Here is a 25,171-nt window from a genome sequence, read left to right as displayed (position 1 = left end):
ACGATATGACCTTCAAACCCGCCAAATGGCCCCGTGACCTCCGCTCGACCGAATGGTTCAAGGGCGACCGCAAGGACGCGATCTACCATCGCGGCTGGATCAAGGCGCAGGGCTATCCCGACGACCTGTTCGATGGCCGCCCGGTCATCGGCATCCTCAACACCTGGTCCGAGCTGACCCCCTGCAACGCCAACCTGCGCGAGCTGGCCGAAAAGGTGAAGCACGGCGTCTACGAGGCGGGCGGCTTTCCGGTGGAGGTCCCGGTGTTCTCGGCCAGCGAGAGCGCGTTTCGACCGACCGCGATGATGTTTCGCAACCTCGCCGCGATGGCGGTCGAAGAGGCGATGCGGGCCCAGCCGATGGACGGATGCGTCTTGCTGGTGGGCTGTGACAAGACCACGCCGAGCCTGCTGATGGCCGCCGCCTCGACCGATCTGCCCTCGATCGTGGTGACCAGCGGTCCGATGCTCAACGGCAATTTCCGCGGCGAGCAGATCGGCTCGGGCACCCACCTGTGGCGCTTTTCCGAAGCGGTCAAGGCGGGCAAGATGACCTCCGAGGATTTCGTCGCCTCCGAAAGCGGGGTCAGCCGCTCGGTCGGGTCGTGCAACGTGATGGGCACCGCCTCGACGATGGCGAGCATGGCGGAATCGCTGGGCATGAGCCTGTCGGGCAATGCCGCGATCCCTGCGGTCGACACCCGCCGCCGCACCATGGCGCAGATGAGCGGCCGCCGCATCGTGCAGATGGTCAAGGACGACCTCAAGCCCAGCGACGTGATGACCAAGCGCGCCTTTGAGAACGCGATCCGCACCAACGGCGCCATCGGCGGCTCGACCAATGCGGTGATCCACCTGCTTGCCATCGCAGGCCGGGTCGGCGTCGATCTGACGCTCGACGACTGGGATCGCTGTGGCCGCGATGTGCCGACCATCGTCAACCTGATGCCCTCGGGCAAATACTTGATGGAAGAATTCTTCTATGCCGGTGGCCTGCCTGTCGTGCTCAAACGGCTGGGCGAGGCGGGGCTGCTGCACAAGGACGCGCTGACGGTCAGCGGCGGCCCGATCTGGGACGACGTCAAGGACGTCCAGAACTGGAACGAGGACGTGATCCTGCCCACCGAAAAGGCCCTGACCCAGACCGGCGGTATCGCCGTTCTGCGCGGCAATCTCGCGCCCGGCGGGGCGGTGCTAAAGCCTTCTGCCGCCTCCAAGGAATTGATGGTGCATCGCGGCCGCGCCGTGGTCTTTGAGGATATCGACGATTACAAGGCCAAGATCGCTGACGAAGATCTGGATATCGACGAGACCTGCGTGATGGTGCTGAAGAACTGCGGCCCGAAGGGTTATCCCGGCATGGCCGAAGTGGGCAACATGGGCCTGCCGCCCAAGATCCTGCGCCGCGGCATCACCGACATGGTCCGCATTTCGGATGCCCGGATGTCGGGCACGGCCTATGGCACCGTGGTGCTGCACACCTCGCCCGAAGCCGCCGCCGGTGGCCCTCTGGCGGTCGTCCGCGATGGCGATATGATCGAGCTGGACGTGCCGAACCGGCGCATTCATCTGGATATCCCGGATATCGAGCTTGCCGCGCGATTGGCCGACTGGACGCCCACGGTGCCGACCCCTGACGGCGGCTATGCCTGGCTGCACCATGCCCATGTCGAGGGCGCCGATACCGGGGCCGATCTGGATTTCCTCAAGGGATGCCGGGGCAATCCGGTGGGCAAGGACAGCCATTGATAAAGGACCGCCATTGATGAAAGTCGCCCTCGCCGGCATCGGTAAGATCGCGCTGGATCAGCACGTGCCCAGCATCGCGGCCAGCCCCGATTGGGAGCTGGCCTGCACCGTCAGCCGGTCGGGCCGTGTCGACGGGGTCGAGGCCTTTGCCGACCTGCCCGCAATGCTCGAAGCCCGGCCCGATGTGCCGGTGGTGTCGCTCTGCATGCCGCCGGTGCCGCGCTATGCCTATGCCGAGGCGGCGTTGCTGGCGGGCCGGCACGTGATGCTGGAAAAGCCGCCGGGGGCGACATTGGCCGAGGTTCATGCCCTGCAAACGCTGGCCGCGGCGCGCGGGCTGACCCTGTTTGCCACGTGGCACAGCCGGATGGCCAAGGGCGTGCCGGGGGCCAAGGCGTGGCTGGCCGACAAGACGATCACCCGCGCCCATATCACGTGGCGCGAGGACGTGCGCAAATGGCACCCCGGTCAGGACTGGGTGTTCGAACCGGGCGGCATGGGCGTCTTTGATCCCGGCATCAACGCCCTGTCGATCCTGACCGAGATCCTGCCGCGTCCTGTTCACCTGACCGGGGCCGAGCTTGAATTCCCGGAAAACCGCCAGACCCCGATTGCCGCCCGGTTGCAGTTTACCGGCGCGGTCAGCGCCGACTTTGATTGGCGTCAGGAAGGCCCGCAGACGTGGGACATCGATATCGAGACCGATGCCGGCCCGTTGGCGCTGCGCCACGGGGGCAATCTGCTGCTGATCGACGGCGAGCCGGTTGAAGGCGGCCCCGAGGCAGAGTATCCCGCCCTCTATGCCCGTATGACCGAATTGGTCAGCGCGGGGCGGAGCGAGGTCGACCTTGCTCCGATGGTGCATGTGGCCGACGCGATGACGCTCGGTCGCCGGATCGTGACCGATCCATTCGACTTTTGAGGTAAGGGAGAGAGACTATGGCAAATGGCGCACATTGGATTGCAGGGGCTGCGGTAACCGACGGCGAGACCTTTGCCAACGCCCCCGTGTCGGGCACGCCGGGGCAGTATCCCGCCGGCACCCCCGCATTGATCAATCAGGCGGTGCAGGCCGCCGAGGCCGCCTTTGGGGCCTTTGCCGCCACGTCGCGGGCCGAGCGTGCCGCCCTGCTCGACGCGATTGCCGACGAGATCGAAGCCCGCGCCGAACCGCTCACCGCCATCGCCATGGCCGAAAGCGGTCTGCCCGAAGCTCGCCTGCAAGGTGAGCGCGGCCGGACCACCGGTCAGTTGCGCCTGTTTGCCCGGCATATCGAGGCCGGTGATTATCTGGATCGCCGCCACGACGAGGCGCTGCCCGACCGCGCTCCCCTGCCGCGCCCGGACCTGCGCCTGATGCAGCGCCCGATCGGCCCGGTGGCCGTCTTTGGCGCGTCGAACTTTCCCTTGGCCTTTTCGGTGGCCGGTGGCGACACCGCCAGCGCCCTGGCCGCTGGCTGCCCGGTCGTGGTCAAGGGCCATCCGGCGCATCCCGGCACCAGCGCCATCGTGGCCGAAGCGATCAGCGCCGCCGTGGCCGCAAAGGGCTTGCCCGGTGGCGTGTTCTCGATGGTGCAGGACGGCGGCGTGGCCGTCGGCAAGGCTTTGGTCGAGCATCCGCTGATCACGGCCGTGGGCTTTACCGGATCGTTGCGCGGGGGACGTGCGCTGTTTGACCTCTGTGCCGCCCGCGAGGTGCCGATCCCGTTCTATGGCGAGTTGGGCTCGATCAACCCGATGTTCCTGCTGCCCAACGCGGTGGCGGCGCGTGGCAAGGCGATCGCTCAGGGCTGGGCCGGATCGCTGACCATGGGGGCGGGGCAGTTCTGCACCAACCCCGGCGTCGCCGTGGTGATCGACGGGCCGGACGCAGATGCGCTGGTTTCCGAGGCCGTCGCCGCATTGGGCGGCGTGTCGGCTCAGGTGATGCTGACCGAGGGCATCGCCTCGGCCTTCCGCGAGGGATCGCGGCGGATGGCGAGCGAGGCGGAGGTCTTGACCGGCGCCGAATGCGCGGGCCGTGAGGCGACGCCGTGGCTGTTGCAGGTGACCGGCACCGAATGGGCGACGACCCCGTCGCTGGCCCATGAGGTCTTTGGCCCTCTGGGCATCGTGGTCCGGGTCAAGGATGCGGAGGAAATGGCGGCTGTGGCGTCGGGCCTTGCCGGCCAGTTGACCGCGACGTTGCACATCGACGAGGCCGATCACCCGCAAGCCGCACGCCTGATGCCGGTGCTGGAGCGCAAGGCGGGCCGGATCCTCGTTAACGGTTATCCTACCGGCGTCGAGGTCGCCGAGGCGATGGTCCATGGCGGGCCCTATCCGGCGACGACCAACTTCGGCGCGACCAGCGTGGGCACGATGGCGATCCGCCGTTGGCTCCGCCCGGTATGTTATCAGAACGTGCCGGATGCGTTGCTGCCTGCCGATTTGACCTGAGTAGACTCCTTCGGACGGCTCCGGCGGATATGTCGGATGCCTCCGGCGGGGATATTTTGGACCCAAAGAAGGGGGCGCCGGGGCGATGCTCTAGCGCAGCTCCATCTGGGTGTAGAGCGTCCGCATCGCGTGCGGCGACATGCCGTAAGCCGATTTGAAATGGCTGTAGAACTGGCTGAGCGATTGGAAGCCGCAGGTTTCGGCCACTTTGCCGATGGCCAGCGCGCTTTCCATCAGCAGCGCCCGCGCCCGGAGCAGCCGCATCCGGATGACGAATTTCTTCATCGGCAATCGCATGGTTTTTGAGAACAGCGACAGGGCGTAATTCTGGTGCAGGCCGGTCACCTCGGCCACGTCGGCATTTGTGATCGGCTCGGACAGGTTTTCGAGGATGAACCGCACCATTTCCACCACGTGCCGGATGTGCGCCGACGACAGGGTCCGTCCCTCTTCGACCTCGGCCAGTGGCTGACGCAGATAGCTGAGGTCTTGGGTCAGCGCCCGTCGGAGCACGGCGTTCAACTCCATCTTCATCACTTCGATCCGTTCGAAATCGTTGGACCGGTAGTCCCGATACCAGAGCCCCAATTGCTCGGCCGAGCAGAGTGACGGCGGCAGGCTGATCAGCGCCCCGCCGAGCAGGGCCACCTGAATCTGGGCGATGTGCGGCATGAACAGGAAGGTGTCGACCGGCAGGTAGATATTGGTCAGCCGGGGCGGCCCGTTTCCATTGGGCTGGATGTCGATCAGCTGATGCGGGATCCCCGCCCAGAACAGCACCAGTTCGCCGCCTGCGATGTGGATCTTCTCGCCGTTGACGTCGTAGAGCATCGATCCGCCGGTCAGGAAATTGACCTCGATATGCCCGTGCCAATGCGGCTGATCCATGACGTAGGGCGTAAAGACCCGCATCCCGAACCGGCCGATCGCCTTGTTCAATCCGTAGAAGTGCCGTTCGTGTTTCGGCACGCCGGGGTTAGGGGCAGCAGTGCTGTCGCTTTTTGTCATCCGGTTCCTGACCCATCTTAAGAACCCGGAAAAGAATGTCGGATTTCGGTATTGCTGTAAAGCCGCCCCGAAGCGCAGACTTGAGCCATTCTGCGCGGGAAGAGGAGTCTGCGCCGGAATGCATAAAACAAAAACCGACCCGCCGATCCGGGTCTCGGTTTGAGCCCTTTGGGAGGACTTATTATGAATCTCTTATCGCGCGTCGCTTCGGCGGCGCTCTTGGTCGGTTTGGCGCCGGGCCTCGTGTCCGCGCAGATCGTAGAGGCCACTTCGGTGCCGCCCGCCCCGGCATTCGACGCACAGGGCGAGCCGGTCTTCGTGAACCGGTCGGACGTGTTCGAATATCGTGCGCTCGAGAGTTATGCCGAGCCCGATTTCGTCGCCGAATTCGTCGCCGCGGGCCTTTTGCCGCCCGTCGCGGAGCGTCTGCCTGCCGAGCCGCTGGTCTACAAGGCGGGCAACATGCCGGACGGCCCCGGTGTCTACGGCGACGTGATGCGCCACGTGATCGGCGGCCGCCCCGAGGGCTGGAACTATATCGCCGGCAACAGTCAGGGCTGGGGCGGCATCGACATCGGCATGTTCGAGTGCCTGACCCGGACCGGCCCGTTGTTCATGGTCAACTCCGAGGATCTGGCCCCGATGCCGAACCTCGCCAAGGATTGGGAATGGTCCGAGGACGGGATGAGCCTTGTCGTGAACCTGATCGAGGGCGCCAAGTGGTCGGACGGCGATCCGTTCGACGCCGACGATCTGGTGTTCTACTGGGATCATCACGTGATGGATCCAGAGATCACCCCGCTGAACGGCGCCAGCCAAGGCACCTTCGGCGAAGGCTCCACGATGGAGAAAACCGGCGAGTTTCAGGTGACCTTCACCTTTACGACGTCGCGCCCCGAGGCCGTGCTCTATGCGATGGCTTACGGCACCTTCTGCCCCGGCCCGAGCCACATTCTGGCCCCCGAGCATCCGGCCAACTCCGACAATTCCTATGAGGATTATCGCAACGCCTTCCCGCCGGAGTATCTGAACTTTCCGGTCATGGGCGCTTGGGTTCCGGTGGAATACCGCAGCGACGATATCGTCGTGCTCCGCCGCAATCCCTATTACTGGAAGGTGGACGATGCAGGCAATCAGCTGCCCTATCTGAACGAGATGCACTACCGCCTGTCCACTTGGGCAGACCGTGACGTGCAAGCGGTTGCAGGCACCGGCGATTTCTCAAACCTTGAGCAGGCTGAGAACTTTGTCGAAAGCCTGCGTCGTGCCGCCGACCCCGATAGCCCGGCCCGTCTGGCCTTTGGCCCTCGGACCATCGGTTATTCGATGTATATGAACTTTTCCGGCAACGGCTGGGGTGAGCCCGACGAGCGTCGTCAGGCGATCCGCGAGCTGAACCGCAACGCCGATTTCCGCATGGGTCTGACTCAGGTGATCGACCGGGTGCGTCTGGGCGAGAGCCTCGTCAAGGGACCGTTCACAGCGGAATATCCCGGCGGCATCTATGCGGGCACATCGTTCTATGATGCTGATTCGACGGTGTTCTATCCCTACAGCCTCGAAAGTGCGGCGGCCCATTTCGAAGCGGCCGGTCTGACCGACACCGACGGTGACGGCTTCCTCAATCATCCGGCGGCTGTGCTGGGCGGCGCCAACGTGCAGGTCACGCTATTGTCCAACAACGAATACGCGACCGACGGCAACCTTGCCGAGGGTATCGTGGCGATGATGGAAGAGGCGGGCATCCAAGTGGCGCTCAACTCGCTGGCGGGCAACGACTTTGACGCCACCCGCGATGCAGGCCGCTATGACTGGATGGTACGTCGCAACACCTCCGAGTACATCACCGTCATTCAGCGCCCGACCGACCTTGCCCCCGTGGGCCCGCAGACGGCGTGGATGCACATGGCAAACGAGGCCGGCGAGATCGACCTGATGGATTTCGAGGCCGAGATGGTCGACGTGATCAACGCCTTCGTCGCCACCAACGATCCGACGGAGCGTGCCGAGTTGATGAAGACCTACCAGCGTCTTCACACCGAGAATGTCTACTCGGTGGGTCTGACCGCCTATCCTGGCGCTCTGATCATCAACAAGCGCTTCTCCAACATCCCTCCGGGGGCGCCGATCTTCATGTACAACTGGGCCGAGGACAACATCATCCGCGAGCGCGTGTTCGTGGCCTCCGACGCCCAGAGCGACAATGAACTGCATCCCGGCACTCTGCCCGGTGCGCCGGGTGGCACCGGCCCGATGATGGCGAACTAAGACGGGGTTCCTCCCCGTGGCGGGCAGGGCCTGTGTGCCTTGCCCGCCACCTTCCCGACCACCCGACCCGTGCGGCCGAACCGCGCGCCTTCCCTCCGTGACCCGAAAGGTCAGCCGATGCTTCGCTTTCTAGGTATCCGACTGCTTCAGGCCATTCCGGTGCTGTTCATCATGAGCATGATCACCTTCGTGATCATTCAGGCCCCGCCAGGAGACTATGCCGATTACATCCGCAGCCAGATGATCACCCAAGGCAATGCCTCGACCGCCGCCGCCGATGCCGCCGCTGCCCAATACCGCGAGCAGAACGGTCTGAACGATCCTCTGGTGATCCAGTATTTCCGCTGGATCGGCGGCATCCTGACCCGCGGCGATTTCGGCCATTCGTATTTCTACAACAAGCCGGTCTCCGAAGTGGTGGGCGAGCGCCTGCCCCGGACGATCATGCTCGCACTCGCGTGCCACTTCCTCGCCTCGGTGATCGGGATCACCTTTGGCATCGTCGCCGCCACGCGCCAGTATAGCTGGACCGACACGGTGCTCAGCTTCGTCTCTTTCCTCGGCATGACGATCCCCCGCTTTCTGCTGGCGCTGATCATCATCTATGTGCTGGCCTTCCGCCTCGACGTGCAGGAGCTGGGCAGCTTCTATTCCAGCCGCTATGGCGGGCAGGATTACTGGCTCGGCTTCATGCAGTTCAACTGGGCCAAGCTGTGGAACCTGATCCAGCACGTCTGGCCGGTCGTGTTCATTGCGACCTTGGGCGGGCTGGCCTACAACATGCGGGTGATGCGGGCCAATCTGCTTGACACCCTCAACCAGCAATATGTGGAAACCGCCCGTGCCAAGGGTCTGCCCGAGGGCCGGGTGATCATGCGCCATGCGGTGCCCAACGCGCTGCATCCGCTTGTGGCCTATCAGGGGGTCATCCTGCCCTACATGCTGACCGGAGAGATCGAGGTGGCCATTGTGTTCAGCCTTGCCACCGTCGGCCCGGCCATCGTCGGCTCCATGGGCATCGGAGACGTCTATGTCACCGCGACCCTGCTTCTGGTGCTGGGGGCGACCCTGATCATCGGCAACATCATCGCCGACATGATGCTGGCGGTGCTGGACCCACGGATCCGGGTGGGGAACGACTGATGGCCGACCAACCCAAATCCGCAAACCCCGGCGACGATCCGATGATGGTCCGCGGCGTCGGCGACCTCGCCCCGGCGATCCCGACGGAGCCGCTCGAGGACGAAGGCGAGGACATGCGCATTTCGACCGTGTCGAACGAGAGCCAGTCCTATCTGTCCCTCGTCTGGCGTCGCCTGCGCAAATCGGTGCCGGGGATGCTGGGCCTGATCCTCGTCGGCACGTTGCTGACCGTGGCGCTGTTTGCGCCGTTCTTTGCCCCCGTCGAGCCGAAATCCCCCAATGTGGGCTTTTCCCCGCCGGACAAGATCAGCTGGTATGTGCCCGGCGACGGCCCCGAGGCGGGCTGGCGCTTGCTGCCCGTGGTGTTTCCCATCGTGGAAAGCGACGAGCTGGACCCTGTCACCTATCAGCCGCTCACCGGGCCGGATTACGACAACCCCCGCCGCATCGTGATCTGGGCCGAGGGGTGGGAATACAAGCTCTTTGGCATCACTATGAACCGCCATTTCATTCAGGTCGAAGACGGCAGTCCGCTGCACATCCTCGGCACCGACCGGCTGGGCCGCGACATCCTGAGCCGCGGCATCGTGGGCAGCCGCATCTCGCTGGCCCTCGCCCTGACCTGCATCACGCTCATCACCATCGTCGGCACTCTGGCCGGGATCACGTCCGGCTATATCGGCGGCCGGTTCGACATGTGGTTCCAGCGCTTTGTCGAGATCATTCTGGCGTTTCCGCAACTGCCACTCTACCTCGCGCTGGCCTCGTTGATCCCGGTGACGGCCCCGTCGGCGGTGTTCATGGGCTTTGTGGTCTTGGTGATCGTCGGCCTCGGCTGGGCGCAGTTGAGCCGCGAGGTCCGCTCCAAGACGCTGGCGCTGCGCCAAGTGGACTACGTCCGCGCCGCGATGGCCGTGGGTGCCAACGACGGTCGCATCATCACCCGCCACATCCTGCCCAACGTGATGAGCCACGTCATCGTGGCGATTACCCTCGGCATTCCCACGATCGTGCTGTTGGAGAGCTTCCTCGGGTTCCTTGGATTTGCGGTGAAGCCGCCGCTGATCTCTTGGGGTCTGATGTTGCAGGATGCGGGCACTTTCTCGGTTATCGGCTCCTATCCGTGGATCCTGTCGCCGGTGGGGTTCGTGCTGCTGACGGTGTTTGCGTTCAACGCGCTGGGCGATGGCCTGCGCGATGCCGTTGATCCGTATTGAGGGGGCGGGGCATGGCTTTGGCAAGACAGTTGGAGATGGCGCAGAGGGCCGCGCCGGAGCCTCGGGGAGGCCTCTGTATAGGAACCGCCGCGGCCAAGATGGCTTGGCCGGAGCCGCGCGTGGCGCTGACAGACGCGCCCTCCCCGGGGGGGAGGGTCGGGCGCGGCCCGGGGTGCCCCCGGGCGGATCAGAGGGGGCGAGGTCAGGCAAAACTGAGCGCTGGCCCTGTCCCTCGTGATGGCGGAGGGTTGCGCCGCCGCGTAGCCACTCTTGTCCGGGCGACCACGAACCCGACTGGAGGCGCACGTCATGCCTGATACGGCCCTGAAACCTGTGATCGACGCCCAGAAGGTCGGCGTGACCTTTGCCGTGGACGGCGGCGAGGTCGAGGCGGTGCGCGACGTGTCCTTCACCCTCTTTCCCGGCCAGACGACGGCCCTCGTGGGGGAAAGTGGCTCGGGCAAATCCGTCACCGCGCGGGCGATCATGCGGCTGCTCAGCAAGCGGGCGACCGTGGCCGACCAGACCCGGATCTACTACGACGGCAAGGATATGGCCCACCTCAGCGACCGCGAGATGCGCGGGCTGCGTGGCAACCGGATCGCGATGATCTTTCAAGAGCCGATGTCCTCTCTGAACCCGGTCTACAAGGTCGGCGCGCAGATCGTCGAAGTGCTGATGCTGCATCAAAAGCTGACCAAGAAGCAGGCTTGGGCGCGGGCGGTGGAACTGCTCGACGAGGTGCGCATTCCCGACCCCGAAAGCCGTGTGAACCAGTATCCGCACCAGTTGAGCGGCGGGCAGAGGCAGCGCGTGATGATCGCGATGGCGTTGGCCAACCGGCCCGACGTGCTGATCGCCGACGAGCCGACGACGGCACTGGACGTGACGGTGCAGGCCGAGATCCTGCACCTGATCGACGCGCTCAAGGTCAAATACGGGATGGGCGTGATCCTGATCACCCATGACCTGACGGTCGTGCGCCAGTTTGCCGACGAGGTCTATGTGATGCAGCACGGCGAGGTGCGCGAGCAGGGGCCGACCGAAGAGATTTTCGGCAATCCGCAGCACCCCTATACCAAGCGGCTCTTGGCCTCTGACCCCAAGGGCGTGGCGAACCCGCTGGAGGGGGCGCATGAGACGGTGCTCAAGGGCGATGACGTGCGGGTGCAGTTCATGCTGCGCAAGGGTGGCGCGTTTCGCGGCACCTATCACCCGCTGGTGGCCGTCGACAGCCTCAGCATCGACCTCAAGCGCGGCGAAACGCTGGGCCTCGTGGGCGAAAGCGGCAGTGGCAAGACCACCTTCGGGCAGGCGCTGATCAAGCTGATCCGGATGGATGAGGGCCGGGTCGAATTCTGCGGCGAGCGGATCGACGACCGCGACCGCAAGGGGATGCGCCCGTTCCGCAGCCGGATGCAGATCGTCTTTCAGGACCCGTTCTCGTCGATGAACCCACGCATGTCCGTGCGCCAGATCATCGAAGAGGGGATGGTGGTCAACGGCATCGGGGCCAATGCCGCCGAGCGATACGAGCGAATGCGGCAGGCGCTGCGCGATGCGGGGATGCCCGACACGATCAGCCACCGCTTTCCCCATGAATTCAGCGGCGGGCAGCGGCAACGGCTTGCCATCGCTCGCGCCATCGCGCTGGAGCCCGAGTTCATCCTGCTCGATGAACCCACCTCCGCCCTCGATCTGTCGGTTCAGGCCCAGATCATCGAGTTGCTGCGCAAGTTGCAGCGCGAAAAGGGGCTGAGCTACCTGTTCATTTCGCATGACCTCAAGGTCGTGCGGGCCCTGTGTCACCGCGTCATGGTGATGCAACACGGCAAGATCGTCGAAGAGGGTCTTGTCAAAGACGTCCTCGTAAACCCACAAACCGACTACACAAAGCGGCTCGTCCGCGCAGCATTCGAGATAGCAACATGACAGTGATCACCTTTATCGGTGCAGGCAGCACCGTATTCACCAAGAACATCGCAGGCGACATCCTGCACCGCGAGGCGCTGTCCGACGCCACGATCCGGCTGATGGACATCAACCCCAAGCGGTTGGAGGAATCCGAGATCGTGGTGGGCAAGCTCGCCTCCACCCTCGGCGTCAAGGCCAAGATCGAGACCTATACCGATCAGAAGCGCTCTCTGGAGGGCACCGATTTCGTCGTCTGCTGCTTTCAGGTCGGCGGCTATGATCCTTGCACGATCACCGATTTCGAGGTGCCCAAGAAGTTCGGCCTGCGTCAGACCATCGCGGACACCCTTGGCATCGGCGGCATCATGCGGGGCCTGCGCACCGTGCCGGTGCTCTGGTCGATCTGCGAAGACATGCTCGAGGTCGCGCCCGATGCGATCATGCTGCAATACGTCAACCCGATGGCGATCAACACCTGGGCGATCGGGGCCAAGTATCCGACGATCCGTCAGGTCGGCCTCTGCCATTCGGTCCAAGGCACCGCCGAGGAGCTGGCCCGCGATCTGGACATCCCGGTCGAAGAGATCCGCTACCGCGCGGGCGGCATCAACCACATGGCGTTCTACCTGAATTTCGAGCATCGCCAGCCTGACGGCACCTACAAGGACCTCTACCCCGCGCTGCGTCAGGGCTATATGGACGGCCGCTTTCCCAAGCCCTCGTCTTGGAACCCGCGCTGCCCCAACAAGGTCCGCTACGAGATGCTGATGCGGTTGGGTTATTTCGTGACGGAAAGCTCCGAGCATTTCGCCGAATACACCCCCTACTTCATCAAGCGCGACCGTCCCGATCTGATCGAGAAATTCGGTGTGCCGCTGGACGAATATCCCAAGCGCTGCGTCGAGCAGATCGACCGTTGGGAAAAGCAGGCCAAGGAATACCGCGAGGCCAACGAGATCATCGTCAAGCCGAGCCACGAATATGCCAGCCAGATCATCAACTCTGTCGTCACCGGCGAGCCGTCGGTGATCTATGGCAATATCCGCAATCAGGGCTTTGTTCCGCAACTGCCCGAAGGATCGGCTGTCGAGGTGCCGGTTCTGGTCGACAACAACGGTCTGCAACCGACCATCGTGCGGGATATCCCGCCGCAACTGATCGGGCTCATCCGCACCAACCTCAACGTGCAGGAGCTGACGGTCGCCGCGCTGATGGAGGAGAACCGCGAGCATATCTATCACGCGGCCATGCTCGATCCGCACACTGCGGCCGAGCTGGATCTGGATCAGATCTGGGCGCTGACCGACGACCTTCTCGCCGCGCATGGCGACTGGTTGCCGGAGTTTGCCCGGCCGACGGCGCGAAAAGCATCATGACGGCGCTGCCCGGCCATATCGTCATCACAGGTGGCGGCACGGCCGGGTGGCTCTCGGCCCTGATGCTGCGCGATCTCGCGCGGCGTCGCCACCACGACCTGCGCCTGACGGTGATCGAATCGAGCAAGATTGGCACCATCGGCGTCGGTGAAGGCACCACGGCGGTGTTTCGCCAGATGCTGATGGCGCTGGGTCTCGATGAGATGGACTTCCTACGCGAGACGGGGGCGACCATCAAATACGGCATCCGCCATCGCGATTGGCGGCGGCTGGGCCATTACTACGACGGCCCGATCGACGACACCGCCGCCGTGGCGGGCAAGGGGCTCGATACCTATGCCGTTGCGGCGGGCAAGCCGATCACGGACGTGCATCTGTTCACCCATCTGATGGCCAAGGGCCGCGCCCCTTGGGCCGAACGGTCGGGCCGGCGGGTGGCGGCCGGCCCCTATCACCACGCCTATCACTTCGATCAGGCCAAGGCCGGAGCGTTCCTGAAACGCCACGCCAAGGGGGTGGAGGTGATCGACGATCAGGTGCTCGGCGTCGAATCCGACGCGGGTGCCATCAGCGCGCTGGTGTTGGAAAGCGGTCAGCGGGTCGAGGCGGATTTCTTTGTCGATTGCAGCGGTTTCTCGCGCCGGGTGATCCGGTCGCTTGGGGCGGAGTGGATCAGCTATGGCGATGTGCTGCCGGTCAACAGGGCGATGCCGTTCTGGATCGACCTGCGCCCCGGTGAGGAAATCGCTCCGCTGACCCATGCCTGGGCGCAGGGGGCGGGCTGGATGTGGCAAATCCCGACGCAGGGGCGGATCGGCTGTGGCTATGTCTATTCCGACGCACATACCTCGCCGGATCAGGCCAAGGCCGAGATCGAGGCCGCGCTGGGCCACGAGATCGAGCCGCGCCGCGACATCAAGATCGACGCAGGACGGCTGCGCGATGCGTGGACCGGGAACTGCGTGGCGTTGGGCTTGGCGTCGTCGTTTCTCGAGCCGCTGGAGGCGACCTCGATCCACGGCACGATCGTGCAGCTCATGCTGCTTTGCGAATTGCTGGACAAGCCCGGTGGGGCGGAGCCCTACAACGCCGCCGTGGGGCGTCAGGTGGACGATTTCCGCGATTTCATCCGGCTGCACTATGTCTCCGAGCGGCGGGATACGCCGTTCTGGCGGGATGTGGCGGACAGTCACCCGGCCGAGGTGACCTACAGGCTCGCCGCTTGGGCGGGGCGCATCCCGGAGCGGGCGGATTTCACGCCTTTCCCGATGGGACTGCCGCATGTGGAGGAGCAACTCTACACCCCCGTGCTCGACGGGTTGGGCCTGCTGTCGCGCGATGCGGCCAAGGCCCAGATGGCCGCCAACCCCAAGGCCCGCGCCACCCTGCGCAAGACCCACGAAGCCCTCACCCGCGAATACCGCAAGGCGGCACTTCAATGCCTGCCGCACCGGGCGTTTTTATCATCTCTGCAAGAGGACGTTACCGCATGACCGATTTCAAGATTTGCATCATTGGCGCGGGCAGCGTCGGGTTCACCAAGAAGCTGTGCTCGGACATCCTGCGGGTGCCGGAATTCGAGAATATCGAAATCGCGCTGACCGACATCAATCAGCACAATCTGGATATGATCCGGCAGATCATCGAACGGATCGTCTCGGTCAACGGGCTGAAGACCGTCGTCACGGCGACGACGGACCGGCGCGCCGCGCTTGAGGGCGCACGCTATGTGATGAACTGCGTGCGGATCGGCGGGCTGGAGGCCTTTGCCGACGATATCCGCATCCCTCTGAAATACGGGGTCGACCAATGCGTCGGAGACACGATTTGCGCCGGTGGCATCATGTATGGGCAGCGCGGCATCCACGAGATGCTCGCCTTTTGCAAGGATATCCGCGAGGTGGCCGAGCCGGGGGCCAAGCTGCTGAACTATGCCAATCCGATGGTGATGATGACATGGGCCTGCCTCGATCACGGCGGGGTCGACACGGTTGGTCTGTGCCACGGGGTGCAGAACGGTCATCGCCAGATCGCCCATGCGCTCAAGGTGCCGATGGAAGAGGTCGACATCATCTGCTCGGGCATCAACCACCAGACATGGTATCTGGATATCCGCCATAACGGCCGCCAGATCGGGCGCGACGAGCTGATCGCGGCCTTCGAGGCGCATCCGGTGTTCTCACGGCAGGAAAAGGTGCGGATCGACGTGCTCAAGCGCTTCGGCTTCTACTCGACCGAGAGCAACGGCCACCTCAGCGAATACCTGCCGTGGTATCGCAAGCGCCCGGATCAGATCATGGACTGGATCAGCATGGACGACTGGATCCACGGCGAAACCGGTGGCTATCTGCGCTATACCACCGAGAACCGGAACTGGTTCGAAGAGGACTTCCCCAAGTTCCTCGATGAGGCGGGCAAGCCCCTGACCGGCCCGCGCACCGACGAGCACGCAAGCTGGATTCTCGAGGCGCTGGAGACGGGACGCACCTATCGCGGCCATTTCAATGTGCGCAATGGCGGTATCATCAAGAACCTGCCGGATGATTGCATCGTCGAAAGCCCCGGTTTCGTGGACCGGTTCGGGATCAACATGGTCGAGGGGATCGAGCTGCCCGCCGCCTGTGCAGCCACCTGCATGGCCAGCATCAACGTGCAGCGGATGAGTGTTCAGGCTGCCCTCACCGGCGATGTCGAACTGCTCAAGCAGGCGGTGCTGCACGATCCGCTGGTCGGCGCGATCTGCACCCCCGAGGAAGTCTGGCAGATGGTCGACGAGATGCTCGTCGCGCAGGCCAAGTGGCTGCCGCAATATGCCGACGCGATCCCGGCGGCGGCCGAGCGGCTCAAGTCGCCCAAGGTCGAGACCCGCGCTTGGGACGGCGCGGCGCGGCTGGGCGTGCGCTCGGTCGAGCAACTGCGCGAAGCGGGGGCGGCGAAAGCGGCGAGCGAAGCCCACGGCCTCGGCACGAAGGTCATGGGGTGAGGCGCGTCCGGAAACGCTCCAGTGGAGCGTTTCCAGCGCCGAACGTCCGCAGCGGCAGCGGAGGGCCGGGGCAGCACGTCCGGAAACGCTCCAGTGGAGCGTTTACAGCGCCGAACGCCCGTAGCGGCAGCGGAGGGCCGGGGCAACGCGTTCGGAAAGGCTCCAGTGGAGCGTTTCCAGCGCCGAACGCCCGCAGCGGCAGCGAAGGGCCGGGGCAAGGCGTCCGGAAAGGCTCCAGTGGAGCGTTTCCAGCGCCGAACGCCCGCAGCGGCAGCGAAGGGCCGGGGCAGCGCGTCCGGAAACGCTTCGGTGGAGCGTTTCCTGTGCCGACCACTTGCGGAAGCGGTGGGTCGGATGGTGCGCCCTGTGGTGCCGTTTGTGTGGTTGCCGTGGATGCGACCGCCGGTCATGGCGCGTGTTGATGCTGCGGGAGCCTCCGGCGGGAGTTTTCTTGCCAAGATGAAGGAAAGCGCGCGCGTTATGTGCTAGTCGCCGCCACCGCCATCGCCGCCCCCGTCTCCTCCGTCGAAGAAGCTGCCCCAGCCGCCGGACTTGCCCGCGTTGCCACTGCTGCTTGCGCCGCTGTTGGTGCTCCCCGAAGGGCTGCCGCCGTCGCCTGCGACGCCGCCGCTATCGCTGTTATTGCGTTTGCGCTTGCCCTTGCGGGGCCGGGGGAGGACCACGTAGGCCAGCGCGACAAGGAGCAGTCCGATAAGGATATAGCTGCCGGGATCAAGGGGCATGGTCGGTCCTTTGTCCTTGGGCTGCGGGGGCTGCAAAGCCTTTCGAAGCCGAAGTTGTCAGTATCGCGGCGCGTCCGAGAGCAAGAGCCGCGGCGGCGTCCTTGTCAGGCGCTTTGCCGCCGTGCGGCCATCTTGGGCGGTAAAAACGGCCCCGAGATGGCGCAATTGGTGGCAAATCGGGGCCGCGGTTTCAGGAGACAAAGCGCCCGAGCAGCGGTTCGTAATGTCCGGCGAGGGCGGTCAGACTGTGTGCAGTGCTTTTACCTCTGGGTTCCCATGCCTTGGTGGCGACTCCGAGCATGCGCGGCAGCAGCATCGGCCACATCTGGCTGTCTTGGGTGGTGAATTCGCCCCAGAAGCAACCCTGCACGCCTGCGATCCTCTCGGGGATATCGGCGATTTCGTCTGGCACCGGATCCCATGCGATCGTGTCGGGCAGGCTGACGAAGGCGGCCCAGGCGGCGCCCCAGTCCTGCGGATCGGAGCTGTGCGCCATGTCGAGGTAGACGTGTTGTGCGGGGGTCATCACCACGTCGTAGCCCGCCCGCGCGGCGGCAAGGCCGGGGCCTTGCCCTGTCCAGCTGAACAAGAGCGCGTTGTGGCCGATGCCGCCTTGGCTGCCGCCGGCGGCCTCTTCCCACGCGGCGACGCGGGTGCCCGGCAGGGTGGCGGCCAGTTTGGCCATGGTCCAACCCATCAGGTCCTGGGTCGTCTCGAGCCCCTCCTGGGCCATCAGGGCGCGGGCGGCGGGCGAGCCCATCCACGTGTCGCGCGGCAGTTCGTCGCCGCCCAGGTGCAGGTGCCCAAAGGGAAACATCGCGGCGACCTCGGCGGCGAGCGGGATCAGACGCTCCCATGTTTCGGGCATCGCGGGGTTGAGGACGTTCCGGGCGTAGCCCTGGACGGACCGCTCTTGCCCGGTGTCTTCCGGGTCGCGGGTGCCGGGGTAGACGCGGGCGAAGGCCAGCGCGTGTGCGGGCACCTCGATTTCGGGCATCACCTCGATATTCAGCGCCTTGGCGTGGGCCAGAAGCGCCTCGACATCGGCGGGGGAATAGCTGCCGCCTTTGCGCGGGCCTTCGCCAAAGAGCGCCGGGATCAGCTCGCCCTCGCCTTGGAATTCGGTCTTTTGCCAGAGTTCCGGGCAGGAGGCTACCTGAAGCCGGAACGCCTCGTCATCAGCGAAATGCCAGTGGAACCTGTTGAGCTTCAAGAGCGCCATAAGGTCGAGCAAACGGTGGATCGTGTCGGGCTGAAAGAAGTGCCGGGCGCAATCGAGGTGCTGCCCGCGCCAGCCGAACCGGGGGGTGTCCTGGATCGTCCCGACCGGTAGGGCGCCGTCGTAGAGGTGGCGCAGGTGCAGGAGCGTGATCGCCCCGTAGAATGCGCCGCCGTAGCCGGAGACGGCGAGGCCGATCGGCCCGTCGGCGGGGATCGTCAGGGTATAGGCATCGGCGGGCAGGTCGGCCTCCGTGACCGCGACGGGCGCATCACCCGCAAACGGGCCGAGGCCGGTGCGCTCGGCCAGCGCGGTCACCGCGCCAAAAGCCGGGTGGCTGCTGCTGAACCCGGTGACCGGAAGGGTGCCGTTGCCCGGTGTCCACGAGGTCGGCGCGGGGAGCAGGCGCAGCCCCTCGACCGGGGCGGCGGCGGGCCATGTGACCGGATCGACCCCGGCAGGGAGCGGCGGCAGCGGGATCGTCCCGCCCGCATGCCGCAGATAGGGGCCGAGCGGCAGCCATGCCCGGTTGACCGGCTGATACTTCTCGGCGTCGTAGCGCAGCACTACCTCGTGCGGCACGCCGGGGGCCAGATCGGGGATCGCCACCTCGATCTGGCTGCCGAGGGTCATCACCACCTCGCCGCCCGACACGCAGGCCATCGGCTGCATCCCGGAGCAGCAGAACACCGGTGCGTTCAGCGCCGTGTAGGAAGTGATCGTGCAGCGCATTGCGCCGCCATCCAGAGTGCAGGTAAAGTCCATGAGGTGCCTTCTTGCTCAGACCGTGTCCAACCGCAGTTCGGACACAAAATCGTAGATGTCGGACCGATAGAGGCCCGATGTGAATTCGATGGGCCGGCCGCTGGTCAGATAGCCGGTCCGCTCGATCTTGAGCACGGCCGCCCCGGTCGGCAGGTGCAGCAGATCGGCGTCCCGCGCCTCCAGATTGACGGCCGTGACACGCTGGATCGCGCGGGTGGGGGCGCAGCCGTTGGCACGCAGCACGGCATAGAGCGACGTCTCGACCAGATCGGGATCGGGAAGGATGTCGGCGGGCAGGTATGACGCCTCCAGCGCCATCGGTGCGCCGCCCGCGCTGCGCAGACGGTCGATTCGGGCGGCCTTGTCCGAGGGCGAGAGGCCGAGCGCCATAACTACCTGCGGAGTCGCCGGAAACAGACCCCGGCGCAACACCTGGCTCGACGACGTCATCCCGCGGGCCTGCATGTTTTCGGTGAACGACACCAGCGATGAGAGCGACTGCTCGAGCCGTTCCGCAGGGGCAGTGCGCACGAAACTGCCTGCGCCCTGCCGCTGTTCGATCAGGCCCTCGGCGACCAGTTCCGCCACCGCCTTGCGCACGGTGACCCGGCTGATGTCGGCCATCTCGGCCAGATCCCGTTCCGGCGGAAGCTGGTCGCCAGCGGCCAGAAGGCCCGATTGGATCGCGGCGGCGATATGGCGGTAAAGCTGCTGATAGCGCGGCCCGCGACCGGGGCGGAACCAGCCCTCGGGGGCAAAGATCTGGGGCGTCGTCATCGGTGCGCAGCCTTTTGCTTGGTGGTTCAAAGTAATACCAACTCTCAATTGGTTGCAATTGCCTTTCTTTCGACACATTTTAACATGCTGAAATAAAAAGAATAAAAATTTTTGGACGCATTTGGTCTTATAAAGGTAGCATGAATTTTGATATTTGGTATCCTTCTTGCAAGACATGATTCGCCAGTGCTGTCGCTGGCTTGCTGTTGCACTTTGGGGGTTGTTCTTGACCGAGACTGCGCAGGCTGCTTCACCGATCCGCCCGACTGAAACGGTCCGCCGCAAGGTCTTGCCCGAGGCGTGGTTTGCCTGGCTGCTGCTGACCCCCGCGATGGTCTTTATCGCCGTCATCATCGCGTGGCCGCTGGTTGAGACGATCCGCCTGTCCTTCACCGACGCCGATCTGGGCGGCGAGAGCTACGTCGGCGTGGCCAACTATGTCGACCTGATGGAGAGCCGCCGGTTTCGCCAGACGGTGACGACCACCTTTTACTGGATGTTCCTGTCGGTCGGGCTGAAGCTGATCCTCGGCCTCATTGGGGCCTGCCTGCTGAATGCGGCGGTGCCGGGGCGGGCGGTGTTTCGGATGCTGGTCATGCCGCCTTGGGTGATCCCGATTGCGATCGGGGTGATCGGCTGGCTCTGGATGTATAACGGCTATTTCGGGCTCTTGTCCGGGATGGGCCAGCGGATCGGGCTGTTCGACGGGCCCTACGCGTTTCTCGCCGGGCGGACCTCGGCGTTCTACTCGGCGGTGGTCACGGACGTTTGGGTCGGCACGCCGATGATCACGCTGTTCTTTCTTGCCGCGATGCAGGGGGTGAACCGCGATCTCTACGAGGCGGCGTGGGTCGATGGGGCAGGGCGCTGGTATCGGTTTCGCCGGATCACCATTCCGCAGATCATGCCGGTGATCGTGTCGATGGCGCTGCTCTCCGCGATCTGGACGTTCAACTCCTTCGACATCATCTTCATCCTCACCCAAGGCGGGCCGCGCGGTGCGACCACGACGTTGATCATCGACACCTACAAGGTCGCCATCGGCAATTTCAAATTCGGAGAGGGTGCAGCGCGCGCGGTGGTGATCGTGGTTCTGCTGGCGACGTTCTCGGCGCTCTACCTGTTCTTGCTGAACAAGGTGAACAAAACCTACGGGGTGAAGTGAGATGATGGACCGCTATACCAAGCTGCAGATGGTGGGGATCTACATCGGAATCTTTCTGTTCCTGTCCTTCATGCTTCTGCCCTTCGTCGAGATGTTCGTCACCTCGCTGCGTCCGCTGGAGCATCTGCGGACGACGCCCTACCAGTTCTGGTCGGACAAGTTTTCCTTCGATGCCTATCGCCAGATGTGGGAGACGGTGCCGCTTTTGGGGCGCTATATCCTGAACTCGATCTTTATCGCGTCGATGGTGACGGCCTGCACGATGCTGCTGGTGGTGCCTGCGGCCTATGCCTATGCCCGGCTCGATTTTCCGTTCAAGGATACCAGCCTCGGCCTGATCCTTGCGATCAACATGTTCTCCGGCGCGGTTCTGCTGATCCCGCTCTACCGGGTGCTCAAGGCGCTGGGCCTGCTCAACACATACTGGGCGATGATCGTGCCGGGGATCGCCTTCCTGATCCCCACGGGGATCTGGCTGTTGCGGTCCTATCTGGAAAAGATCCCGCGCGAGCTGGAGGAGGCCGCTTATGTCGACGGCGCCAGTCGGATGTATACGCTGCGCCGGGTGGTGCTGCCGCTGGCGCTGCCGGGGCTCTTGGTGGTCGGGACCGCCACCTTCATCGGGGCCTATGCCCAGCAGTTCCTGTTCGCGATCACCTTCAACCAGAACCGCGAATTGCAGCCGCTGCCTGCGGGTCTGCAAGAGTTTGTCGGCCGCCAGCAGGTCGAGTGGAACCAGATGATGGCCGCCGCCCTGACAGGGGTGCTTCCGGTGATGCTCATCTTCTTCTTCCTTCAGAAATACCTCGTTGCCGGGCTGACGGCAGGCGCGGTCAAAGAATGACAGTCAGCAATCATGTTCCAACCTAGGGAGTTTACGACATGACACCGATCAAGACCTTGGCCATTGGGGCCACGCTCTTGGGCAGCACCGCGATGCCCGCCTTTGCCGAGAGCCACGCCACCGAGATGCACGTCATCATGTGCGGCGACGAAGTGTTCCCCGCCGATCAGGTGGTGATCGACGAATTCGTGGCCACCCACGATGGCGTCACCGTCAACCTCGAATCCGTGCCGTGGAGCAATTGCCAGGACAAGTCCCTGACCCTTGCCGCCGCGGGCGATCCGCCTTCGCTGGCCTATATGGGCAGCCGCACCCTGCGCCAGTTGGCCACCAACGATCTGATCGTGCCGGTCACCTTCACGCAGGAACAGATGGACGCGTTCCAGCCCGGCGTGCTCAAGACCGTGACCTATGACGGTCAGCAGTGGGGCCTGCCCCATGCCTTCTCGACCAAGGCGCTCTATTTGAACTGTGATCTGATCGAAGCCGCCGGTGCCACCTGCGAAGCGCCCGCCACATGGGACGACATGATGGCCCTTGCCCAGCAGGTCGTCGACAACACCGATGCCGCGGGCATCGGCGTCGCGGGCAAAGACTTCGACAACACCATGCACCAGTTCCTGAACTACCTCTATTCCAACGGTGGCCAGGTGATCGCGGACGACGGCTCCGTCGCGCTCGACAGCCCGGAAACCCGCGAGACGCTGGAATTCTATGCCAGCCTCGTGTCCGTGGCGCAGGAAGGCGTGCTCGAGTGGGAACGTGACGCCATGGTCGACCTGTTCAACGACGGACAGATCGCCATGTATATCAACGGCCCGTGGGGCTGGGGTCGCCACAACGAAGAGATCAACCAGATGGTCGTGCCCGTTCCCGCCGGCCCGTCCGGCGTCAGCGGCACCCTGCTGATCACCGACTCCATCGTGGTGTTCAACGGTTCCGGTCACGAAGACCTGGCGTTGGAGCTGGCCTCGGCGATGACTTCCGGTCAGGCGCAGTACGAGCTGGACAACTCGTGGGGTCTGACGCCGATCCTGCAATACGAAAAGCTCGGGTTCTCCGATCTGTTCTACGAAGCCGATCCGGCGCATTGGGCGAATTTCATCTCGTCCATCCCCACCGGCGGGCCGGAGCCTCTGATCACCGACTACCGGTCGCTACAGGCGGTGTTCGTGAACATGATCCAAGGCGCGATCCTCGAAGAGGATAGCATCGACAACCTCGTGTCGATCGCCGCCGAAGAGCTGGCCGACGCGCTCTAAGACCAATCGGGTGGCCCGGTCCGGCCGGGCCACCCCCTTCTTTCAAAGGACGCATCCCGCCATGGCGACCCTCGATCTGCACCGCATCAGCAAATCCTTTGGCACCGCAAAGGTGCTTCACGACATTGACCTTGCGATCAAGGACAAGGAATTCGTGGTCTTCGTCGGCCCGTCCGGCTGCGGCAAATCCACCCTGCTGCGCATTATCGCGGGGCTCGAAGAGGCCAGCAGCGGCAAGGTCGTGATCGACGGCGCCGATGTCAGCGATGCCCACCCGGTGGATCGCGGCATCTCGATGGTGTTTCAGTCCTATGCGCTTTACCCGCACCTGACGGTTTTCGAAAACATCGCCTTTCCGCTGCGGGTTCAGAAACTGGCCGAGCCGGATCTGAAACAGCGCGTCATGCGCGCGGCCGAGATCCTGCAACTGACCGACAAGCTGAAATTGAAACCCGGCCAACTGTCCGGCGGTCAGCGTCAGCGGGTCGCGATCGGGCGCTCCATCGTGCGCAACCCCAAGGTCTTTCTGTTTGACGAGCCTCTGTCGAACCTCGACGCAGCTCTGCGCGGCGACATGCGCGTCGAACTCAGCCAGCTTCACCGCGAGCTGGATGCGACGATGGTCTACGTCACCCACGATCAGGTCGAGGCGATGACGATGGCCGACCGGATCGTCGTGCTCAACGGCGGTCGGGTCGAGCAATTCGGCACTCCGATGGAGCTCTATCACCACCCGGCCACGAAATTCGTCGCAGGCTTCATCGGTCAGCCCAACATGAACCTGATCCCCGCCACCGTGCTGGGCACCGACGGTGGGCTGACCGTCGAGATCGACGGCGGTCACAGGATGACCCTGCCGGTCGACAGCAGCGCCGCCTCTGCCGGCGACAAGGTCGAGGTGGGCATCCGCCCCGAAGACGTCGATCTGGGTGACGGCGGGCTGAGCATCTCTGTCCGCGTGCTGGAACGGCTGGGCGGGGTGTCGATCACCTACGGCACCATCGGCAACGGCGAGACCCGGTTCTGCGCCTCTCTGCCCGGCGATGCGGCGGTGCGCGAGGGCGAGCCGCTGCACCTGAGCGTCGCCCCGTCGGATTGCCACGTCTTCGACGCCTCGGGCCGAGTGCTGCGCCGCACCGCCGCGCCCGCATTGGTGGCGTAAATGAAGGTCGTCACCGCCGGGATCGGATTGCGCGCGGGCCATGTGCTTTCGATCATGAAAGAAGCGATGCCCGAGATCGAATTCGTCGGGTTCTATGACCCGCAGCCCACCTATCTGCACATGATCGGCACCGACGTGCCGCGCTTTGACGAAGTGGCGCAGATGCTGGAGGACACCCAGCCCGATCTGTTCTTTGTCGGCTCGCCCAACAGTTTCCACCTAGAGCATATCAAGGTCGGCCTCGCCGCCGGCGTCCGCATGTTCACCGAGAAACCTGTCGTCACCACCAAGGACGACACCATGGAACTGGCCAGCCTTCTGGCCGAGCATGGGACAGACCGGGTGATGGTGGGCCTCGTGTTGCGCTATTCGCAGCACATGGTCGATCTACGGGCCGTCCTGCCACAGCTCGGCCCCATCGTCAGCCTCGAGGCCAACGAGCACATCGGCCCCTATCACGGTGCGTTCTTCATGCGCGACTGGAGGCGGATGGTGAAATGGTCGGGCGGGTTCATGCTGGAAAAGTGCTGCCACGATCTGGACATCTACAACATGGTCACTGGCAGCAGGCCCGACCGGGTGGCCAGCTTTGGCGGGCGCAAGTCGTTCGTGCCGCAGCACGCGCCCACGTCGAACACCGAAAACGAGATCATGCACCGCAAGACGAGCGTCTGGGAAAGCGTCGACGACGCCTTTCACAGCGACGGTGACATAATCGACTATCAGACCTCGATCCTGCATTACGAGACCGGCTCCAGCCTTGCGTTTCACACCAACCTCAACGTGCCCGACGAACATCGCCGGTTTTGCATCATGGGGGCCAAGGGCATGGTCGAAGGCGATTTCGTGCGCGGATACCTCAAGGCGACCGCCCGCGACGGCAGCATTCTGGCCGATCACGACTATACCAAGGGCGACCCGGCCAAGCAGTCCGCGCATTACGGGGCCGATCACATGATGGTCGGCGACATTGCGGCGTTTCTGAGGGGCGAGACCGACAGCCTGCCCGTCGGCGTGGTCGACGCGCTGGAGGCCGGGATCGTGGCGATGGCGCTGGACGAGGCCCGGATCACCGGGCGGATGGTCGATTTGACCGAGGATTGGGCGCAGTTCGACAGCTATGCGCTAAGAGGATGAG

General features: G+C 64.4%; 19 protein-coding genes. 15 read left to right on the top strand and 4 right to left on the bottom strand.

Translation table 11 applies throughout. The annotated features are described in order from the left end of the window. Positions 1-5 precede the first annotated feature (5 nt). From araD to LOM8899_RS03985, 3 genes are read left to right on the top strand one after another with little or no spacing between them, the layout of a single operon-like run. Positions 6-1,748, top strand: coding sequence for an L-arabinonate dehydratase (araD, locus tag LOM8899_RS03995; RefSeq protein WP_093990832.1), 1,743 nt, complete (start codon positions 6-8; stop codon positions 1,746-1,748). 16 nt (positions 1,749-1,764) lie between these two features. Further along, positions 1,765-2,670, top strand: coding sequence for a Gfo/Idh/MocA family protein (locus LOM8899_RS03990; protein WP_093990831.1), 906 nt, complete (start codon positions 1,765-1,767; stop codon positions 2,668-2,670). A 17-nt stretch (positions 2,671-2,687) separates the two neighbouring features. Beyond that, positions 2,688-4,187 (top strand): aldehyde dehydrogenase (NADP(+)), encoded by a 1,500-nt coding sequence (locus tag LOM8899_RS03985; RefSeq protein WP_093990830.1) that lies wholly within the window; start codon positions 2,688-2,690, stop codon positions 4,185-4,187. Between the two features lie 90 nt (positions 4,188-4,277). On the opposite strand, the gene LOM8899_RS03980 is transcribed toward LOM8899_RS03985, so the two are convergent. Further along, the gene (locus LOM8899_RS03980) at positions 4,278-5,195 is read right to left on the bottom strand and encodes a helix-turn-helix domain-containing protein (RefSeq protein WP_093990829.1); all 918 of its coding nucleotides are present in this window, start codon (positions 5,193-5,195) and stop codon (positions 4,278-4,280) included. 183 nt (positions 5,196-5,378) lie between these two features. Here LOM8899_RS03980 and LOM8899_RS03975 point away from each other — a divergent pair, with 183 nt between their 5' ends. From LOM8899_RS03975 to LOM8899_RS03945, 7 genes are all read left to right on the top strand, one after another. Beyond that, positions 5,379-7,463 carry an ABC transporter substrate-binding protein gene (locus LOM8899_RS03975; protein WP_093990828.1) on the top strand — a complete coding sequence of 695 codons (2,085 nt, stop codon included), beginning with the start codon at positions 5,379-5,381 and terminating at the stop codon, positions 7,461-7,463. Positions 7,464-7,580: 117 nt separating this feature from the next. Then, positions 7,581-8,606: an ABC transporter permease gene (locus tag LOM8899_RS03970; protein ID WP_093990827.1), complete on the top strand. Its 1,026-nt coding sequence runs from the start codon at positions 7,581-7,583 to the stop codon at positions 8,604-8,606. Further along, positions 8,606-9,823: an ABC transporter permease gene (locus LOM8899_RS03965; RefSeq protein ID WP_245820424.1), complete on the top strand. Its 1,218-nt coding sequence runs from the start codon at positions 8,606-8,608 to the stop codon at positions 9,821-9,823. The genes LOM8899_RS03970 and LOM8899_RS03965 overlap by 1 nt, the downstream gene beginning before the upstream one ends. Positions 9,824-10,132: 309 nt before the next feature. Further along, positions 10,133-11,755, top strand: coding sequence for an ABC transporter ATP-binding protein (locus LOM8899_RS03960; protein WP_093990826.1), 1,623 nt, complete (start codon positions 10,133-10,135; stop codon positions 11,753-11,755). After that, positions 11,752-13,113, top strand: a complete 1,362-nt coding sequence (locus LOM8899_RS03955; RefSeq protein WP_093990825.1) for an alpha-glucosidase/alpha-galactosidase — start codon at positions 11,752-11,754, stop codon at positions 13,111-13,113. The genes LOM8899_RS03960 and LOM8899_RS03955 overlap by 4 nt, the downstream gene beginning before the upstream one ends. Next, positions 13,110-14,606, top strand: a complete 1,497-nt coding sequence (locus LOM8899_RS03950) for a tryptophan halogenase family protein (protein WP_093990824.1) — start codon at positions 13,110-13,112, stop codon at positions 14,604-14,606. Before LOM8899_RS03955 ends, LOM8899_RS03950 begins: the two co-directional genes overlap by 4 nt. After that, positions 14,603-16,096, top strand: a complete 1,494-nt coding sequence (locus tag LOM8899_RS03945; protein WP_093990823.1) for an alpha-glucosidase/alpha-galactosidase — start codon at positions 14,603-14,605, stop codon at positions 16,094-16,096. Before LOM8899_RS03950 ends, LOM8899_RS03945 begins: the two co-directional genes overlap by 4 nt. Before the next feature lie 485 nt (positions 16,097-16,581). Here LOM8899_RS03945 and LOM8899_RS03940 read toward each other — a convergent pair whose 3' ends face one another. From LOM8899_RS03940 to LOM8899_RS03930, 3 genes are all read right to left on the bottom strand, one after another. Beyond that, positions 16,582-16,839: a hypothetical protein gene (locus tag LOM8899_RS03940; RefSeq protein ID WP_093990822.1), complete on the bottom strand. Its 258-nt coding sequence runs from the start codon at positions 16,837-16,839 to the stop codon at positions 16,582-16,584. A 190-nt stretch (positions 16,840-17,029) separates the two neighbouring features. Beyond that, complete coding sequence (locus tag LOM8899_RS03935) at positions 17,030-18,823, bottom strand: beta-N-acetylhexosaminidase (RefSeq protein WP_093990821.1); 1,794 nt, start codon at positions 18,821-18,823, stop codon at positions 17,030-17,032. Between the two features lie 15 nt (positions 18,824-18,838). Further along, positions 18,839-19,600 carry a GntR family transcriptional regulator gene (locus LOM8899_RS03930; RefSeq protein ID WP_093990820.1) on the bottom strand — a complete coding sequence of 254 codons (762 nt, stop codon included), beginning with the start codon at positions 19,598-19,600 and terminating at the stop codon, positions 18,839-18,841. A gap of 226 nt (positions 19,601-19,826) precedes the next feature. On the opposite strand from LOM8899_RS03930, the gene LOM8899_RS03925 reads away from it, so the two are divergent. From LOM8899_RS03925 to LOM8899_RS03905, 5 genes are all read left to right on the top strand, one after another. Further along, positions 19,827-20,765, top strand: a complete 939-nt coding sequence (locus LOM8899_RS03925) for a carbohydrate ABC transporter permease (RefSeq protein WP_281253185.1) — start codon at positions 19,827-19,829, stop codon at positions 20,763-20,765. Position 20,766: 1 nt separating this feature from the next. Then, a complete protein-coding gene (locus LOM8899_RS03920) occupies positions 20,767-21,609 on the top strand; it encodes a carbohydrate ABC transporter permease (protein ID WP_093990818.1) in 843 nt (280 codons plus the stop codon). A 38-nt stretch (positions 21,610-21,647) separates the two neighbouring features. Beyond that, positions 21,648-22,871 carry an ABC transporter substrate-binding protein gene (locus LOM8899_RS03915; protein ID WP_093990817.1) on the top strand — a complete coding sequence of 408 codons (1,224 nt, stop codon included), beginning with the start codon at positions 21,648-21,650 and terminating at the stop codon, positions 22,869-22,871. Between the two features lie 61 nt (positions 22,872-22,932). Next, complete coding sequence (locus tag LOM8899_RS03910) at positions 22,933-24,033, top strand: ABC transporter ATP-binding protein (protein WP_093990816.1); 1,101 nt, start codon at positions 22,933-22,935, stop codon at positions 24,031-24,033. Next, the gene (locus LOM8899_RS03905; protein ID WP_093990815.1) at positions 24,034-25,170 is read left to right on the top strand and encodes a Gfo/Idh/MocA family protein; all 1,137 of its coding nucleotides are present in this window, start codon (positions 24,034-24,036) and stop codon (positions 25,168-25,170) included. Position 25,171: the final 1 nt, after the last annotated feature.

Origin of the sequence: Flavimaricola marinus (assembly GCF_900184895.1) — a bacterium.
Lineage (GTDB): Bacteria > Pseudomonadota > Alphaproteobacteria > Rhodobacterales > Rhodobacteraceae > Flavimaricola > Flavimaricola marinus.
This window is presented reverse-complemented; position numbering and strand designations above follow the sequence as displayed.

Bases quoted from the DNA above. Each gene is read 5' to 3' on its own strand.
- araD (WP_093990832.1), top strand. From the start codon at position 6: ATGACCTTCAAACCCGCCAAATGGCCCCGTGACCTCCGCTCGACCGAA.
- LOM8899_RS03990 (WP_093990831.1), top strand. From the start codon at position 1,765: ATGAAAGTCGCCCTCGCCGGCATCGGTAAGATCGCGCTGGATCAGCAC.
- LOM8899_RS03985 (WP_093990830.1), top strand. From the start codon at position 2,688: ATGGCAAATGGCGCACATTGGATTGCAGGGGCTGCGGTAACCGACGGC.
- LOM8899_RS03980 (WP_093990829.1), bottom strand. From the start codon at position 5,195: ATGACAAAAAGCGACAGCACTGCTGCCCCTAACCCCGGCGTGCCGAAA.
- LOM8899_RS03975 (WP_093990828.1), top strand. From the start codon at position 5,379: ATGAATCTCTTATCGCGCGTCGCTTCGGCGGCGCTCTTGGTCGGTTTG.
- LOM8899_RS03970 (WP_093990827.1), top strand. From the start codon at position 7,581: ATGCTTCGCTTTCTAGGTATCCGACTGCTTCAGGCCATTCCGGTGCTG.
- LOM8899_RS03965 (WP_245820424.1), top strand. From the start codon at position 8,606: ATGGCCGACCAACCCAAATCCGCAAACCCCGGCGACGATCCGATGATG.
- LOM8899_RS03960 (WP_093990826.1), top strand. From the start codon at position 10,133: ATGCCTGATACGGCCCTGAAACCTGTGATCGACGCCCAGAAGGTCGGC.
- LOM8899_RS03955 (WP_093990825.1), top strand. From the start codon at position 11,752: ATGACAGTGATCACCTTTATCGGTGCAGGCAGCACCGTATTCACCAAG.
- LOM8899_RS03950 (WP_093990824.1), top strand. From the start codon at position 13,110: ATGACGGCGCTGCCCGGCCATATCGTCATCACAGGTGGCGGCACGGCC.
- LOM8899_RS03945 (WP_093990823.1), top strand. From the start codon at position 14,603: ATGACCGATTTCAAGATTTGCATCATTGGCGCGGGCAGCGTCGGGTTC.
- LOM8899_RS03940 (WP_093990822.1), bottom strand. From the start codon at position 16,839: ATGCCCCTTGATCCCGGCAGCTATATCCTTATCGGACTGCTCCTTGTC.
- LOM8899_RS03935 (WP_093990821.1), bottom strand. From the start codon at position 18,823: ATGGACTTTACCTGCACTCTGGATGGCGGCGCAATGCGCTGCACGATC.
- LOM8899_RS03930 (WP_093990820.1), bottom strand. From the start codon at position 19,600: ATGACGACGCCCCAGATCTTTGCCCCCGAGGGCTGGTTCCGCCCCGGT.
- LOM8899_RS03920 (WP_093990818.1), top strand. From the start codon at position 20,767: ATGATGGACCGCTATACCAAGCTGCAGATGGTGGGGATCTACATCGGA.
- LOM8899_RS03915 (WP_093990817.1), top strand. From the start codon at position 21,648: ATGACACCGATCAAGACCTTGGCCATTGGGGCCACGCTCTTGGGCAGC.
- LOM8899_RS03910 (WP_093990816.1), top strand. From the start codon at position 22,933: ATGGCGACCCTCGATCTGCACCGCATCAGCAAATCCTTTGGCACCGCA.
- LOM8899_RS03905 (WP_093990815.1), top strand. From the start codon at position 24,034: ATGAAGGTCGTCACCGCCGGGATCGGATTGCGCGCGGGCCATGTGCTT.